General features: G+C 39.0%; 14 protein-coding genes. 8 read left to right on the forward strand and 6 right to left on the reverse strand.

Going from position 1 to position 16226, the window contains the following annotated elements; all coding sequences use genetic code 11:
• Window positions 1-74: 74 nt before the first annotated feature.
• Window positions 75-1955: a GGDEF domain-containing protein gene (locus tag L655_RS0103090; RefSeq protein ID WP_024604062.1), complete on the reverse strand. Its 1881-nt coding sequence runs from the start codon at window positions 1953-1955 to the stop codon at window positions 75-77.
• A 267-nt stretch (window positions 1956-2222) separates the two neighbouring features.
• Here L655_RS0103090 and panP point away from each other — a divergent pair, with 267 nt between their 5' ends.
• Window positions 2223-3848, forward strand: a complete 1626-nt coding sequence (gene panP, locus L655_RS0103095; protein ID WP_024604063.1) for a pyridoxal-dependent aspartate 1-decarboxylase PanP — start codon at window positions 2223-2225, stop codon at window positions 3846-3848.
• Window positions 3849-3901: 53 nt separating this feature from the next.
• On the opposite strand, the gene serA is transcribed toward panP, so the two are convergent.
• From serA to L655_RS0103115, 4 genes are read right to left on the reverse strand one after another with little or no spacing between them, the layout of a single operon-like run.
• Window positions 3902-5131 (reverse strand): phosphoglycerate dehydrogenase, encoded by a 1230-nt coding sequence (gene serA / locus L655_RS0103100; RefSeq protein WP_024595232.1) that lies wholly within the window; start codon window positions 5129-5131, stop codon window positions 3902-3904.
• Between the two features lie 9 nt (window positions 5132-5140).
• Window positions 5141-5794 (reverse strand): ribose-5-phosphate isomerase RpiA, encoded by a 654-nt coding sequence (gene rpiA, locus L655_RS0103105; RefSeq protein ID WP_002958979.1) that lies wholly within the window; start codon window positions 5792-5794, stop codon window positions 5141-5143.
• A 53-nt stretch (window positions 5795-5847) separates the two neighbouring features.
• The gene (locus L655_RS0103110) at window positions 5848-6444 is read right to left on the reverse strand and encodes a 5-formyltetrahydrofolate cyclo-ligase (RefSeq protein ID WP_024604064.1); all 597 of its coding nucleotides are present in this window, start codon (window positions 6442-6444) and stop codon (window positions 5848-5850) included.
• A gap of 18 nt (window positions 6445-6462) precedes the next feature.
• Window positions 6463-7011: a hypothetical protein gene (locus L655_RS0103115; protein WP_024604065.1), complete on the reverse strand. Its 549-nt coding sequence runs from the start codon at window positions 7009-7011 to the stop codon at window positions 6463-6465.
• A gap of 294 nt (window positions 7012-7305) precedes the next feature.
• Between L655_RS0103115 and L655_RS0103120 the strand changes: the two genes are divergently transcribed.
• Window positions 7306-9294 (forward strand): alkaline phosphatase family protein, encoded by a 1989-nt coding sequence (locus tag L655_RS0103120; protein ID WP_024604066.1) that lies wholly within the window; start codon window positions 7306-7308, stop codon window positions 9292-9294.
• 96 nt (window positions 9295-9390) lie between these two features.
• On the opposite strand, the gene metK is transcribed toward L655_RS0103120, so the two are convergent.
• The gene (gene metK / locus L655_RS0103125) at window positions 9391-10542 is read right to left on the reverse strand and encodes a methionine adenosyltransferase (RefSeq protein WP_024604067.1); all 1152 of its coding nucleotides are present in this window, start codon (window positions 10540-10542) and stop codon (window positions 9391-9393) included.
• Window positions 10543-10846: 304 nt separating this feature from the next.
• Here metK and tkt point away from each other — a divergent pair, with 304 nt between their 5' ends.
• The 6 genes from tkt (at window position 10847) to L655_RS0103155 (ending at window position 16203) form a co-directional block, all read left to right on the forward strand.
• Window positions 10847-12838 carry a transketolase gene (gene tkt, locus L655_RS0103130; RefSeq protein ID WP_024604068.1) on the forward strand — a complete coding sequence of 664 codons (1992 nt, stop codon included), beginning with the start codon at window positions 10847-10849 and terminating at the stop codon, window positions 12836-12838.
• Between the two features lie 184 nt (window positions 12839-13022).
• A complete protein-coding gene (locus L655_RS0103135) occupies window positions 13023-13337 on the forward strand; it encodes a pyrimidine/purine nucleoside phosphorylase (protein WP_002958974.1) in 315 nt (104 codons plus the stop codon).
• A 177-nt stretch (window positions 13338-13514) separates the two neighbouring features.
• Window positions 13515-13871: a ribosome-associated translation inhibitor RaiA gene (raiA, locus tag L655_RS0103140; protein ID WP_007376058.1), complete on the forward strand. Its 357-nt coding sequence runs from the start codon at window positions 13515-13517 to the stop codon at window positions 13869-13871.
• Window positions 13872-14013: 142 nt separating this feature from the next.
• On the forward strand, window positions 14014-15249 hold the full coding sequence (locus tag L655_RS0103145; protein WP_024604069.1) for a divalent metal cation transporter: 1236 nt from the start codon (window positions 14014-14016) through the stop codon (window positions 15247-15249).
• Between the two features lie 63 nt (window positions 15250-15312).
• Window positions 15313-15768, forward strand: a complete 456-nt coding sequence (locus L655_RS0103150; protein WP_024604070.1) for a GNAT family N-acetyltransferase — start codon at window positions 15313-15315, stop codon at window positions 15766-15768.
• 18 nt (window positions 15769-15786) lie between these two features.
• Window positions 15787-16203 carry a GNAT family N-acetyltransferase gene (locus L655_RS0103155; RefSeq protein WP_024604071.1) on the forward strand — a complete coding sequence of 139 codons (417 nt, stop codon included), beginning with the start codon at window positions 15787-15789 and terminating at the stop codon, window positions 16201-16203.
• The last annotated feature ends 23 nt before the right edge of the window (window positions 16204-16226 follow it).

The following is a 16226-nucleotide window of genomic DNA, read 5'->3' on the forward strand; positions in this document are numbered from 1 at the left end:
TCGCCGCGATTTAATCGCCCCTAGATTGAACAAATTTCAATCCACAAAGATCAACACGCCCTGGTTAAAGTAAGTTAAAGTGCTAATTCCTCTGTAACCGTATTAACATGTGGCACTGGGTGGGCAAAATAGTTGCCTTGCATTAGTGTCACATTCGCCTTTTTAAGTGCGGTTACTATGGTTGCATTTTCTACGGATTCTGCCATTAATTGTAAACCAAGTTGATTAGCAAAACTGGCTATATGTTCAATAAACAAGTAGATGTCTTTGTCATTCACTATTTGCTTTATTAGTGCGCCATCGAGCTTAATACCATCTACTTCAAGCTTAAGTACGTTTGATATATTTGAATAACCACTACCAAAGTCATCAATAATAACCTTAACGCCTTTCGTTTTAACCATTCCAATAAATGCTTTTACTTCAGAAAAGTTAGCAATAGCTTGGGTTTCTAAAAGCTCTAGTGTGATATTACCAGGATGCGGATAACGCTTAAGTTCGTCCGCAATAAACTCACTTAAATTAGGGTCGAGCATATCTTGTGCAGTTATATTTAAACTCCAGCAAATATCTGTTTTTCTAAAGCGACTAACACATTGTGAAAATATAGTACGGGTCAGTATGCCGTCCATTCTTGAGCGAGTAACAACATTTAAAAATGCATCAGGTTTTAATACTTCACCTTGGGCTGTTACCATTCGAGCTAAACATTCGTATTGAACAACTTTATTGGTATTAGTATCAATAATGGGTTGAAAGTAAGGCACTATACGGTTGTTATCAAACGCTTCACGCACCTCTTTAGCCATTTCTACATTGTATTGATATTGCGTTTTTACATCGTGTAGCGCTTTTGAGTAGTTAACTACATTATGCCTGCCTTGTTTAGCTTGCAGCGCTGCTATATGAGCGTTTTCAAGTAGTAGCGATTTATTACCACTGGCAATACCTGCACATAGGGTTATATAAATAAAAGGATCAGTTAACACTGGGGTATTAAAGTTATATGTTTTTACGAGCTCGGTAAATTCGTCATTACTCATTTCTTTTGGCGCGAGTAATACTATTTTATTGGTTGCTAGCCTGTATATATGGCAATGCGCAGAGCTTCTGAGCTTAAAGTGAATAAGTAAGTTTTTCATTACTTTATCACCCACTTCAGTGCCGTAGAAACTGTTTATATCTTCTATTTCATTAACCCAAATAACGGCTAACTGCATGTGATGTGCATTACTTTTTTTAATAAAGTACTCAAGAGCAATATGATTTGAAAAACCAGTACTAGAGTCAGTTGCTAAAGAGCGCTTTAGTAAATAAATATATATAGCGGCAACAAGTATCGCGATAAAAAAGAAGAAGCTAGCCATTGCAGCAGCTTTCGACACACTTTCTTTAAGTTGTTCGTTTAAATTGTAAATAGTTATATCGGCACCCGTTAAATAGGTATTGCCGTTAATAGGGTCAACGTAAGGAATAAAAATAGTTTTAAAGTGGCCCCACTGATCGCTCGATATTTCAAATATAGGTTCTGTTGAATAAAAAGCACTTATATTGGCATCGGTAGCTTCAGGGTAGAGATCTAAAAATTGAGTTACTTTGCCATTATTCTGATCGTCTTGCGTGTAGCTTGATGAGCTAAAAAGAACCTTTCCGTCTTTTAAAATCATTGAATACACATAAGCAATATCAAGTGCTTGAGCGAACTCAGAGAGCTGTTTACTCTTATTTTGATAGTAAGAAAAACTTATGTTGTCGCCTTGATTAACCGCACTTAGGTAATTTTCACCTAAGATATGTTTAACGCTGGTGGCGGCATTGAGTAAGCGATTATCAACCGACTGCATTATTTCAGCACGCGTAGTTTGGTAAGTGTAGTAAACGTAGGTAAGCAAGCTTATTAAAAACAAGCTAAAGCCTGCCACTATCCAACTAACTTTGACTCTTCCTTCTGGCATATGTGTCCCTTTTTTGTTATCAAATTTATTATACCCAAAATAAGTAAATGCCCAATAAATAATTAGGTTTGGTAGAGTTTTAATTAAATTATCATTTTTTTGTCATCGCTTTGATTGCTTTTATAGGTTTAAACGAGACATTTTAGTTATATTGCAGTAAAGTTAGCGCAATTTTTAAAGAAACACGATTGCTCTAAATGTCCTAAAAAAATAGGCGTTTTTGATGGGTAAGCGCGTGTTTTAGCTACACACACACTAGGTATTAAGATGGATCAAAAGCGTTGTGCCGTCGCCTCTAAAGAAAGCCTTAAGCGTATATTTACTGTACCTGAAGCGCCAGACTCAACTTTAAGCAAAATCGAGCTTGAAATTTCGAGTAATTTAGCAGGTTTTCTAAACGAAAATATAGCGGCAATTGAAAAACCATTACATGAAATTGAAAAAGATTTTCAGTCGGCAGTGATCCCAGAGGATCCAACGTTTGTATCTGCTTATGCCCAAGACATAATGGAGCAACTTGTTGCGCATTCTGTGCATACAGCTGCGCCTAGCTTTATTGGTCACATGACCTCTGCATTGCCGCATTTTTTATTACCGCTGTCAAAATTGATGGTAGGGCTAAATCAAAATCTAGTAAAAATAGAAACGTCTAAAGCGTTTACGCCTCTTGAGCGTCAAGTGCTTGGAATGATGCATCATTTAGCTTATGGGCAAGAAGATTCGTTTTATTCTAAATGGATGCACAGTGCTAAAACCTCATTAGGTGCATTTTGCTCAGGTGGAACGGTTGCTAATATTACTGCGCTTTGGATTGCGCGAAACCGCTTATTAAAACCCGATGGTGATTTTAGAGGTATTGGCGCACAAGGCCTAATTGCCGGTATGCTGCATTACGGCTATAAAGGTTTAGCAGTATTAATATCAGAACGCGGACATTACTCATTAGGTAAATCAGTTGATTTACTCGGTATTGGTCGCGATAACTTAATTGGTATTAAAACCTGCGAAAATAATAAAGTTGATGTAGGAGCTATGCGCGAAAAAGCACGTGAGCTTGAATCGCAAGGCATTAAAGTAATGGCGATTATTGGGGTAGCGGGTACAACCGAAACCGGTAATATTGACCCACTTGATGAAATGGCCGACTTAGCACAAGACATTAACTGTCATTTTCATGTAGATGCTGCATGGGGAGGAGCGACCCTTTTATCGAACACGCATCGCCCTTTACTAAAAGGGATTGAGCGAGCAGATTCAATTACCATCGATGCACATAAACAAATGTATGTACCAATGGGAGCGGGCTTAGTTTTATTTAAAGATCCCGCTGCCACAGATGCAATAGAACATCATGCTGAGTACATATTACGTAAAGGTTCAAAAGACTTAGGTAGCCACACACTTGAAGGCAGCCGACCTGGTATGGCAATGTTAGTACATGCTTGCTTACGTGTTATTGGTCGTAAAGGTTACGAAATGCTGATTGATCGAAGCATCAAAAAAGCACATTACTTTGCTGATTTAATTAAAGCTGATGAAGACTTTGAGCTTATTTCAGAACCTGAATTGTGCTTATTAACGTATCGTTATGTACCTAAGCAAATTAAACAAGCAATAACCGATGCAGATGCTGCAACTCGGTTAGATATTTTTGCTTCATTGAATCGTTTTACTGCCAGTATGCAAAAACGTCAGCGAGAGTCTGGTCGCTCATTTGTATCACGTACTCGTTTAACGCCTTCTAAATACGATAATCAACCTACAGTTGTATTTAGAGTGGTACTTGCAAACCCGCTTACCTCAGGTGCTATTTTAAAAGAGATATTAGCTGAGCAAAAAGAGTTGGCTGCAACAGATCCGGTATTCAAAAAATATTTAAGAAAATATATGTAATCTAAATACAAAAAAGGGTCCATAAGGACCCTTTTTAATATAAAAAGTATTTATTAATGTAAAATACGTGCTCTAATTGTACCCTCAACAGCGCTTAGTTCTTTAAGTGCTACCTCAGATTGATCTGTATCTACATCAATAACTACATAACCAATAGATGCGTCTGTTTGTAGGTATTGCGCAGCAATATTAATACCGTGCTGTGCAAACGCTTGGTTAATTTGCGTTAGTACACCTGGGCGGTTGTGGTGTACGTGTAATAAACGGCTACGATTAGCAAGCTCAGGTAGCGATACTTCAGGGAAGTTAACCGCAGTAATAGTTGAGCCATTATCTGAATATTTAGCCAATTTACCCGCTACTTCAATACCAATGTTTTCTTGCGCTTCTTGTGTAGAACCACCAATGTGCGGCGTTAAAATAACATTGTCGAATTGGCGCAGTGGCGATACAAATTCTTCATCGTTAGATTTTGGCTCAGTAGGGAACACATCAATTGCTGCACCACTTAGTTTTTTCTCTGTAAGCGCTTCTGCAAGGGCATCAATATCAACAACAGTTCCGCGTGATGCATTGATCAAAATAGACCCCTGCTTCATAACTGCAAGTTCTGCTGTACCAATAAGGTTTTTAGTTTGCGGTGTTTCTGGTACATGTAAGCTAATAATATCAGAGCGTTGTAACAGCTGAGTAAGATTATGAACTTGTGTTGCATTACCCAGTGATAACTTATCTTCGATATCGTAAAACTCCACGTTCATACCGATATTTTCAGCCATAATACCTAGCTGAGTACCAATGTGACCGTAGCCAATAATACCTAATGTTTTACCACGTGCTTCAAACGAACCATTTGCTGTTTTTAACCAGCCACCACGATGAGCCGCTGCATTACGCTCTGGAATACCACGTAATAAAAGTAGAATTTCGCCAAGTACAAGTTCAGCAACTGAACGAGTATTAGAAAATGGAGCGTTAAATACAGCAATACCACGTTCGCGTGCTGCATCTAAATCAACTTGGTTTGTACCAATACAAAAACAACCAATAGCAACTAGCTTTTCAGCTGAGTCTAATACGGCTTGGTTAATATGAGTACGAGAACGAAGTCCTACAAAGTGAACATCTTTAATGCGCTCTTTAAGCTCGTCCTCAGGTAAGGATGTTTTAACGTAGTCGATATTGCTGTAACCGTTACGTTTTAGCGTTTCAACAGCGCTTTGGTGAACACCTTCAAGCAAGAGAATTTTAATTTTGTCTTTTGCTAACGATACCTTACTCATAACCTCATCCTATTTAATTTGTGGCCCATTTTTGGTACCGATAATCACTTTATCAGCACCTCGCATCGCAAATAGGCCGTTGGTAACTACGCCAACAATTGAATTTATTTGTGTTTCAAGTTGTTTGGCATTGGTAATTTTTAAGTTAAATACATCTAATATAACGTTACCATTATCGGTAACTACGCCTTGGCGATAAACAGGGTCACCACCAAGTTTTAATAATTCTCGTGCAACGTAGCTGCGCGCCATTGGAATAACTTCTACCGGAAGCGGGAAGTCGCCCAATGTATCTACCAGCTTTGTGTCATCAACAATACACACAAACTGTTTTGCAACTGCTGCTACTATTTTTTCACGTGTTAGCGCTGCGCCGCCGCCTTTAATCATTTCGTTTTGAGCGTTTATTTCGTCAGCGCCGTCAACGTATACATCTAAAGCATCAACGTTATTAAGTTCAAACACTTCAATACCTAACGCTTCCAAACGTGCAGTTGACGCTTCTGAGCTTGATACAGCGCCTACAATAGTGTCCTTTACTGAGCCAAGGGCATCAATAAAGTGATTAACAGTAGAGCCTGTACCGACACCTACAATGGTGTTTTCTTTTACAAACTCGAGTGCTGCCCAGGCAGCTGCTTTTTTTAATTCGTCTTGTGTCATTGCTTTGTGCTCATGTATGTCAGAAATATGCGGCTAGTAACCAAAATTAAATGTTACCAACAGTATGTTTTATCTGGGGTGATAATGGTTTTAAGTGGTACGTCCCACGACTCAATTGGTAGAGCATCAACTTTTTGGCATTCATGTGCAAGGCCAATTAGTTGCGGTTTTTGCCAATTTTGTTCATGTAAACGCGCCAATGTCCGGTCGTAAAACCCACCTCCCATTCCTAGGCGATTACCTTGTTTATCAAATGCAACTAACGGCATAAGGAGATAATCAAGCGCTGGTAATGGGCATATTTGAGAGCAGTTCAGCTTAGGCTCCAAGATACCATAGCGATTTGCCCTCATGGGTGAGTTTTTCTCATAGCGCTGAAATAGTAAATTAGCGCCATTGAATGGGTGTATTATAGGTAGATAAACAACGTGGTTTAAGTTCCATAATTCTTTAATTAACAATGAAGTGTCTAGTTCTCCGTCGTTACTTAAATAAATGGCAATATGCTTTGAATTCGTTGTGTTTTCGCTTTTTAAGTGTTGAATAAAATTCATTTTTAGCGATTGCGCAGCAATCATTTGCTGATTATTTGACAAGTTTTTACGGGTGTTACGAATTTCAGCTCTTATTTGTGCGCGTTTATTGCTCATTAAACTAATTAGCCATTTTTAAAAAGAGAATAAATCGGGAAAAATTAAAAAAACAGCCAGTACGACTAGCAAAATGGTGGCAGTTGCAATCAATGAATATAAAAGTAAGTTACTGCGTTTTTTAGGAGTCGCTAAATCCTCATCTAGCATTAGGTCGTCATTTTGCCATTCGTCTACACTTTCGTCTGGTGTATTTAATTGAGCTTCAGGAAGGCGTTGCTCTAGCTCATCTAGCTTTTCTTCAAGGCGTATTAAGCTGCTAGTGATGTAATCAAGTGCATCAAAAATACGTTCATCACGTTGGTTGTTATTTGCAGCTGCGGGGGAGCTATTTTGAATCGCATTTGAAACAGCTTGCAGCTTACTTTTAATACCTAGGCTTGCTAATAACTTAGTCTGTTTTAACGCTTTGTCTTTATCGCTTGGCGCAAACAGCGGCTTACCTTTAAAAAAAAGAGCTACTTTTTCATCTGACGTTTTTAATTTTGCAGCTAAGTTTGCGCACGCTGTTTTTATGTCAACGTTATCGCCAAGTCCTGCAAATATAACGCGAAAGTTATCGGCCATTTAACTATCCCTAAAGCTTTATAATGAAGCGAGTATAAACCGAACCCCTTTATAAATGTATCTCTTATGTAAAATAAAATTGTTAAACGTATCTATTTCCCAAAAGATGACTTACAAAAAAAGTTGATTAGTATTTCAATAGAATATTCCATTACTTGCAATTAAATGTGAATAGAATATTTTATATGTAAAATTTATTCTTTAATTATAAGTAATTACAGCTATTTCCTTGTTGAAATAGCTTAAACAAGTAAAATTGTTTTCCTAGGGGTATAATATATTAGGTACAGGATTTTGCTAAACACACACACACTTCCATCTAGTCGCTGGCTAGAATTTGTAAAAGAAAGCGGACGTATCGCCACTCTTTGGTTTGCTGGTGTACTACTTTTTATGGGCTTTCGGATTTTCTTTTTAATTCACTTTAGTGATCGTATAACTTCCGAACTAGATATTGATTCAATAATCGCGACATTAAAAGCGGGTCTAGCATTTGATTCTGCCGCGACGGGAGTCTGTTTTAGTATTGTTTTTATTTTAAACTGTATTTTACAGCCTCTGCGTTTAGGACAATGGGTTAGAAAAGCACGTATATATACAAGTCGAATATTTTTCATTACGTCAACAATACTATGTATAACGAGTATTACTTACATTGCTGAATATGGAAGCCAGTTTAACTTTTTTATGTTCGAAGGGCTAAATGACGATCAACAGGCAATTGCATTAACTGTAATCGAGCAATATAAACCGTGGGGTAGCCTACTTAGTTTAGTTATTTTATTAGCGATAGCATTTAAAATAAATAAACTAGTTGATAGGAAAAGCTATAGTGCTATCAACCATCTTTTCACGACTAATATATTAAAGCGTACGATTTTAGTTGCATTGATTATTGTTTTATTTGTTTGTGCAATAAGAGGATCATTTGAAACTCGTCCTGCTTCTCGAAAATGGTCAGCAGTAACGACAGATGCTTTTGTAAATAATCTTGTAATAAATCCGTTTCGAAGCTTTATATATGCCATTAAAGATTATAATGATTTACAAAGTTTTGGTTTAAATGGTCACAATCCTTACTTACAAAAAAATGCACCTGACATAGATAACCCTTTAGCGACGCTTGAGAAAAAAACCAGTGCGCCAATGTTAGCGGCACCTTCACAAGTGTTTTTTATTGTTATGGAAAGTTATGATGCTTGGCCGTTACAGCAAAAATATACATCGCTCAATTTAACTAATGAACTACGTAATTTAGCTAGTAAAGGTATATATTTAAATAATGTATTACCTGCAGCAAGCAGTACTATGAATTCGCTATCTAGCCTTATGTCTGGTATAGCGTTTTCGGGCGTTAACATGAGCCGTATTGGACCACAAAAACCAGCGAGTAAGTTATCAATATTTAATCAACTTGAGCAACTAGGTTATCAAAGTCGATTTTATTATGGCGGCTTGCTGTCATGGCAAAATATAGGCGAATATGTGCTTTCACAAGGAGCTGATAAAGTATTTTCGGCCGCAGACACTGGAGGTAAAGGAAGTGCTGGTGTGTGGGGAATTGATGATGGTCAGTTATTTGATTTAGTCGATACTGAAACAGATGAAAAAAGTTTTAACTTAATCATGAGTGGGAGTTACCACGGGCCATTTAACTTAGATTTAGATAAGTATGGGTATCCTTTAAAATCAGTTGCTGACTATCCAAAGGAAATTCAAGCTTTAGATGATGACTTATTAGACCCTTACGTATTAGGGCATTTATGGTATGCCGATAAAATGCTTGGTCAATTTGTTCGTAAAATGGAGCAGCGCTACCCAGATGCATTATTTGTAATTACAGGTGATCACTATAGTCGCCGTTATTTACATCATCGCCCTGATCTATATGAACTAACACATGTACCGCTTGTTATTTATGGTAAAGGTGTAAATCCAAACTGGGTATCGAGCGAGCAATTAGCGAGCCATATGGATATTGCACCTACATTATTAAACTTAATAGCACCGCAAAATACGACATTTTATAGCATGGGCCAGTCGCTATTAAATCAACCTAAAGATCGTACTGTATTTGGTTTTCAAACTGTGCGTAAACCAGAACAGCTTTGGCGTGGTGATTTTTCGTCAATATATGAGTATCAAAAAGTTGAACCAGAGGATCGGATTAACTTAGCACCACTTAAGCCGCAGCCTTTTGAACCAGTTGATGTAGCAACAGAGCAAGCTTATAATAAGTATATGGCTACAGCGTGGCAGTTACTTACTAAAGGAATGGATTAATAGATTTAAAAGTAGCTTTTAAAGCTGCTTTTACTCAATTAGTTTACATATAAAAAAAAGCGCCAATTGGCGCTTTTTTTATATTTACTTAACCAATCAAAGGCCAGCGGCTGCACGAAGTGCATCAGCTTTATCTGTACGTTCCCAAGGGAATTCGTCACGACCAAAGTGGCCGTAAGCCGCTGTAGGAAGATAGATAGGGCGCTCTAAATCAAGCATTTGAATTAAGCCGTAAGGGCGCAAGTCAAAGTGTTCACGAATAAGCTCGATTAAACGGCTTTCTTCTAACTTGCTTGTACCAAACGTTTCAACGCTGATAGATGTAGGCTCTGCAACACCGATTGCGTAAGAAACTTGTAGTTCACACTTATCAGCAAGGCCAGCCGCAACTACGTTTTTAGCAACGTAACGTGCAGCGTATGCAGCTGAGCGGTCAACTTTTGATGGATCTTTACCAGAGAAAGCACCACCACCGTGACGAGCCATACCACCGTATGTATCAACGATGATTTTACGACCTGTTAAACCACAATCGCCCATTGGTCCGCCAATTACAAAGCGACCTGTTGGGTTAATGAAAAATTTAGTCGCGCTTGTAATAAGCTCTGCAGGAAGTACCGGCTTGATGATAGTTTCCATCACCGCTTCTACTAAATCTTTTTGTGAAATGTCTTCGCTGTGCTGAGTAGATAGTACTACTGCATCAATACCTACTGGCTTACCATTTTCGTATGCAAAAGTAACTTGAGATTTTGCATCTGGACGTAACCAGTTAAGCTCGCCGCTTTTACGAACCTCAGCTTGGCGCTGTACTAAACGGTGTGAGTAAGTAATTGGAGCAGGCATTAGTACTTCTGTTTCGTTACATGCGTAACCAAACATTAAGCCTTGGTCGCCAGCGCCTTGTTCTTCTGGGCTAGTACGGTCAACACCTTGGTTAATGTCAGGAGACTGTTTACCAATAGTGTTTAAAATTGCACATGAATCGGCATCAAAGCCCATGTCTGAATTTGTGTAGCCAATGTCACGAATTGTTTTACGTGTAATTTCTTCGATATCAACCCATGCGCTAGTAGTGATTTCACCACCAACCATAACCATACCGGTTTTTACGTAAGTTTCGCATGCAACACGGGCATGAGAGTCTTGCTCTAGGATAGCATCAAGTACCGCATCAGAGATTTGATCGGCGATTTTATCCGGATGACCTTCAGAAACTGATTCAGAAGTAAATAAATGTTTTGCCATTGTAATTCTGCTCACAAATATTGCGCTTCACAAACGTCGGTATTAGCGCTAAAAAATTAAGGGGCGTATTTTATCGAAAACAAAACACCTTGCATAGTGTTTTTACGCCTAGACGTCTAAATAAAATTTCTAATAACTTTTTGGTCTTAAAAAATATTCATAATGCCTCACTTTTATAGGGTTTTTAATTGCACACAGCCCCCACAATAAGTAAGAATGGTCTATATAAACAAACCCAAGTTACTTGGGTGCATAAACAAACACATAAATACCCGCGCAAATACACATAAAGGTAGGAGAATTCATGCCATCTCGCAAAGAACTTGCAAATGCTATTCGCGTCTTGTCAATGGACGCAGTACAAAAGGCCAAATCTGGTCACCCTGGAGCCCCTATGGGCATGGCTGATATCGCAGAAGTATTATGGCGCGATTATCTAAAACACAACCCAACAAATCCAGAGTGGGCTGACCGTGACAGATTTATTCTTTCAAACGGCCACGGTTCAATGCTTATCTATTCTCTATTGCACCTAAGTGGTTACGACTTACCACTGGACGAAATTAAAAACTTCCGTCAAATGCATTCTAAAACACCAGGTCACCCTGAATATGGCTATGCACCAGGAATCGAAACTACTACGGGTCCATTAGGTCAAGGGATCACAAATGCCGTAGGTATGGCAATTGCTGAAAAAGCGCTAGCTGCACAGTTTAACCGCGAAGGTCACGATATTGTTGATCACTTTACCTATGCATTTATGGGCGATGGCTGCCTTATGGAAGGTATTTCTCATGAAGCTGGTTCACTTGCAGGCACATTAGGTCTGGGTAAACTTGTTGCATTTTGGGATGACAACGGCATTTCAATCGATGGTGAAGTAGAAGGTTGGTTTACAGATGACACGCCAGCTCGCTTTAAAGCATACGGTTGGCATGTAATTAGTGGTGTTGATGGTCACGACAGCGATGCTATAAGTGCTGCAATTGCAGAAGCTAAAAGTGTTACCGATAAACCATCACTAATTTGTTGTAAAACAATTATTGGTTACGGCTCACCTAATAAATCTGGTAGCCACGATTGTCACGGTGCACCACTAGGTGATGACGAAATTAAAGCGTCTCGCGAATTCTTAGGTTGGACTGGCGATGCGTTCGAAATTCCTGATGATATTTACGCACAATGGGATAGCAAAGAAAAAGGTCAGCAGCTTGAATCAAGCTGGGACGAAAAATTTGCAGCATACGCAAAAGCATACCCAGAGCTTGCAGCTGAATATAAGCGTCGTATTAATAACGAACTGCCTGGCGATTGGGCTGAAAAATCTCAAGCGTACATTGAGCAATTACAAGCAAACCCAGCAAACCCAGCGTCTCGTAAAGCATCACAAAATGCATTAAACGCATTTGGTCCGTTATTACCAGAATTTATGGGTGGCTCAGCCGATTTAGCAGGCTCAAACTTAACAATTTGGGATGGCTCTAAAGGTTTAACACACGACGATGCAAGCGGTAACTACATTTACTACGGTGTACGTGAGTTTGGTATGTCGGCAATTATGAATGGTATTGCCCTTCATAAAGGCTTTATTCCTTACGGTGCTACGTTCTTAATGTTTGTTGAATATGCAAAAAATGCCGTACGTATGGCTGCATTAATGAAGCAACCAAGCATTTTTGTATACACGCACGATTCAATCGGTTTAGGTGAAGATGGTCCAACTCACCAACCAGTAGAGCAAATTGCAAGCATGCGTTTAACGCCTAACTTATACAACTGGCGCCCATGTGACCAAGTTGAGTCGGCAATTGCATGGCAACAAGCTATTGAGCGTAAAGACGGTCCTACATCGTTAATCTTTACTCGCCAAGGTCTTGAGCAACAAGCGCGTGACGCACAGCAATTAAGCGATGTTAAAAAGGGTGGTTACATCCTTAGCTGTGACGGCAATCCTGAAATTATTTTAATTGCGACGGGCTCTGAAGTGCAACTAGCACAAGATTCAGCAACTGAGCTACGCAGCCAAGGTAAAAAGGTACGTGTTGTATCTATGCCATGTACTGATGCCTTTGAAGATCAAAGCGCAGAGTACAAAGAAAGCGTATTACCGGCATCTGTTACACGCCGCGTAGCAGTAGAAGCAGGTATTGCTGACTACTGGTACAAGTACGTAGGTCTAAATGGCGCAGTAGTAGGTATGACTACCTTTGGTGAGTCAGCACCTGCTGGTGAGCTGTTTGAGCACTTTGGTTTTACAGTGGCAAACATTGTAAGCAAAGCAAACGAGCTTTTTTAATCGCTTTGATTAAATAAAGTAAGTAATTGAAAAACCCGCACATGCTGCGGGTTTTTTTATGCCCTTACATGAAGCAACTTCACCTTGAACAATGCTGCTTTCCTTGCAAGAAAGTAAGCTATCAGGCAAGGTAGTGCGATAAAATTTATAAATAAAAATCTTAAATTAATAGCAGGAGCTAAAAATGCCAAAGTTCGATAACGTGAGTGTAGTAAAAAAAGCCAATGTATATTTTGACGGAAAAGTGTCGAGCCGTACCGTTATTTTAGGTGATGGCGAAGCGAAAACGTTAGGCTTTATGCAACCTGGTGAGTTTGTTTTTGATACAAACCAAAAAGAGTGCATGGAGCTTTTAGCTGGCCAATGGGATATTTTATTACCAGGGGCAAGTGAGTGGAAAACATTTAACGCGGGTGAATCGTTTAATGTTGATGCAAATGTAAGCTTTAAAGTAAAAGTATCTGATTTTGCTGACTACTGTTGTTCGTACACAGATTAATCAATACAGCTAGACGTCTGAAAGCCCATGTACTATGGGCTTTGCATAAACTTTGCACAACGCATGATTTAAATCACCAAAAACCGCAAATAAACCTCAAATATCTCTCTTTTTTCCTTGTGTTAATCTAAATAGCCCCCAATACTATTTATGAGGTAACAAATAAAAGGATACCCTATGAAAATTAATCTTTCTGGTCACCATGTTGAAGTTACTGACTCTATTAGAGAGCACATCAACGAAAAATTTTCAAAAATCGAGAGCCACTTTCCATCGCTTATTGCACTCGATATTATTTTGTCTAAAGAGCATCATAAAATCCAAGCTGAAATTAGCACTAATTACGAAGGCACGCGCATATCGGTAAAAGGGGAAAACGAAGTTATGTACCCAGCCATTGCAAGCGCAGCTAAAAAACTCGATGCGGCACTAAAACATCGAAAAGGGCAGATAAAAGCAAACTTACACGAAAAGCCTGTTAGCACTACACCTGAAATAGCACACGAGATCATCCAAGAGATGGATCTTAAATAAAATTTAGTTCCAAAGTATTGTAAAAAAGAGCCGTATGGCTCTTTTTTATTGCCTGTAATTTAGGTAAGTTATGCATTCACACAGTTTATTAATGATAAAAATTAATAATAAAAGCACATAACACACCAAATTTGAGAAGTTAATGCAGTACACACAAAACACATGGAAGTCTCGGTTAGGGGCGCTCGGCCCAGGTATTTTAATGGCAACCGCTGCCATTGGTGGCTCACACTTGGTGGCCTCTACTCAAGCAGGCGCATTATTTGGCTGGCAGCTATTTTGGCTTATTATGGTGGTTAACGTTTTAAAGTACCCGTTTTTTCGTTTTGGTATGGAATACACACTCGCCACCAAAAACAGTTTAGTAGAAGGGTATAAAAACCAAGGCCCTGGCTATTTTTACAGCTTTATTGCCCTCAATATTATTGCCGCTGTGGTAAATACCGCAGGTGTATTGTTGCTTACGGCGAGCTTATTACACTACGCATTACCTATTAGCATTCCTGTTACCTTATTGTGTTGGGTAATATTGGCCGTGTGTTTAATTATATTATTACTGGGGCATTTTAAAGCGCTCGATAACGTAGCAAAAGTAATTATGGGGCTACTTACTATAGCAACCATCACTGCATTGGTTATTGCTATAAATAACGGCCCAGTAGCGCCTGTAAACTACGTTGGCCCCTCACCATATGAACTTGCCATGTTAGGCTTTATGGTTGCCTTAATGGGCTGGATGCCAGCGCCTATTGAAATATCGGCACTGAGCTCGTTGTGGCTTAAAGAAAAACAAGCTCAGCAAAATGTGACTAAAAACCAAGGCTTATTCGATTTTAATCTAGGTTATTGGTTAACCGCCGGGCTTGCGCTGGTATTTTTTAGTTTAGGTGCGTTAGTGCAATATGGGCAAAACAGTAATATAGAGCTCGGTGGTGTAGCGTTTGCTAAACAGCTGATTGATATGTACGCATCAACAATAGGCGAGTGGGCAAGGCCTTTGGTATCAGCCATCGCGTTTTTGTGTATGTTTGGCACCACACTTACCGTACTTGACGGTTACGCCCGCACACTTAACGAATCACACAAATTACTTGGTTTTAAGCAATCAAAACACAGTTTAAATAGGTGGCTTATATTACAAGCGTTGGCTGGTATGGCGGTGATTTTATTTTTTAAATCAGCCCTTGGCCCTATGCTTACCTTTGCAATGACACTTGCTTTTGTAACCACCCCCGTTTTTGCATGGCTTAACTTTAGCCTTGTGCGATCAGAGCCAGCTATTAAGCACAGCCTATTACTGCGCAGTTTAACCTGGCTAGGCTTAGTGTACTTAGTTGGTTTTGCTGTGGCGTTTGTGGTTTGGAAACTAGCAGCCTAAATATAGCTTTTTACTTTGGGCTTTAGTTAAAGCCCTTAAGCCTAAAATTTAAATGAGGCATAAATGGATATAAGAACAGGCGAGCTTTCAAACCCACACGTTATAAAGTTACTACAAGCGCATCATAACGATATGCTAAAACACTCGCCTGTAGAAAGCGTACATGCGCTTGATGTAACTAAACTCACTCAGCCTGATATAACCTTTTATAGCTTATGGATTGATAATAATTTAGCGGGTGTTGGCGCTTTAAAAGCGCTAAATACAACGCATGGCGAAATTAAATCAATGCGTACATCAAGTAACTATTTGCGCCAAGGCATAGCGGCTAAGTTACTTACGCATATTATTGAGCAGGCAACACTGCGAGGTTACAAAAAGCTAAGTTTAGAAACTGGAACAGCAGAGGCATTTTTGCCCGCGCAAAAGCTTTACACTCAATTTGGTTTTAAAAAGTGCGAACCGTTTGGTAATTATGAGCTAGACCCGTATAGCTTATTTATGAGTAAAGAGCTTTAAAAGTGAGAAAGAGATATTATGGCTTATAACGTTGAACTTAAAGCCCCAGTACTGAATGAGTTTGCCAATTTACGTACACAAGTAAAGTGGCAAAATCCTGACGATAAAAGATTAAAAGCAAGCATCGAAAACTCACTTTTTTGGGTTACAGTGTACGACACTGATAAGTTAATAGGCACTGGTAGAATTGTTGGTGATGGCGCAATGTATTTTTATATTCAAGATGTAATTATTGCGCCAAGTTATCAAAGCAAAGGTATTGGTCATTTAGTTATGACTCACATTGAAAACTACCTAAGCAACACCTGTTCTAATGGCGCTACAATAGCTTTATTAAGTGCTCACGGTAAAGAAAGCTTTTATACACAATATGGTTATGTAAAGCGTGATGGCGATGTTTTAGGGTTCGGAATGTGTAAGTTTATTAGCAAGTAATAACTATTGCTGCTTGATATCAA

This window comes from Pseudoalteromonas sp. TAE79 (assembly GCF_000498015.1).
Classification (GTDB): Bacteria; Pseudomonadota; Gammaproteobacteria; order Enterobacterales; family Alteromonadaceae; genus Pseudoalteromonas.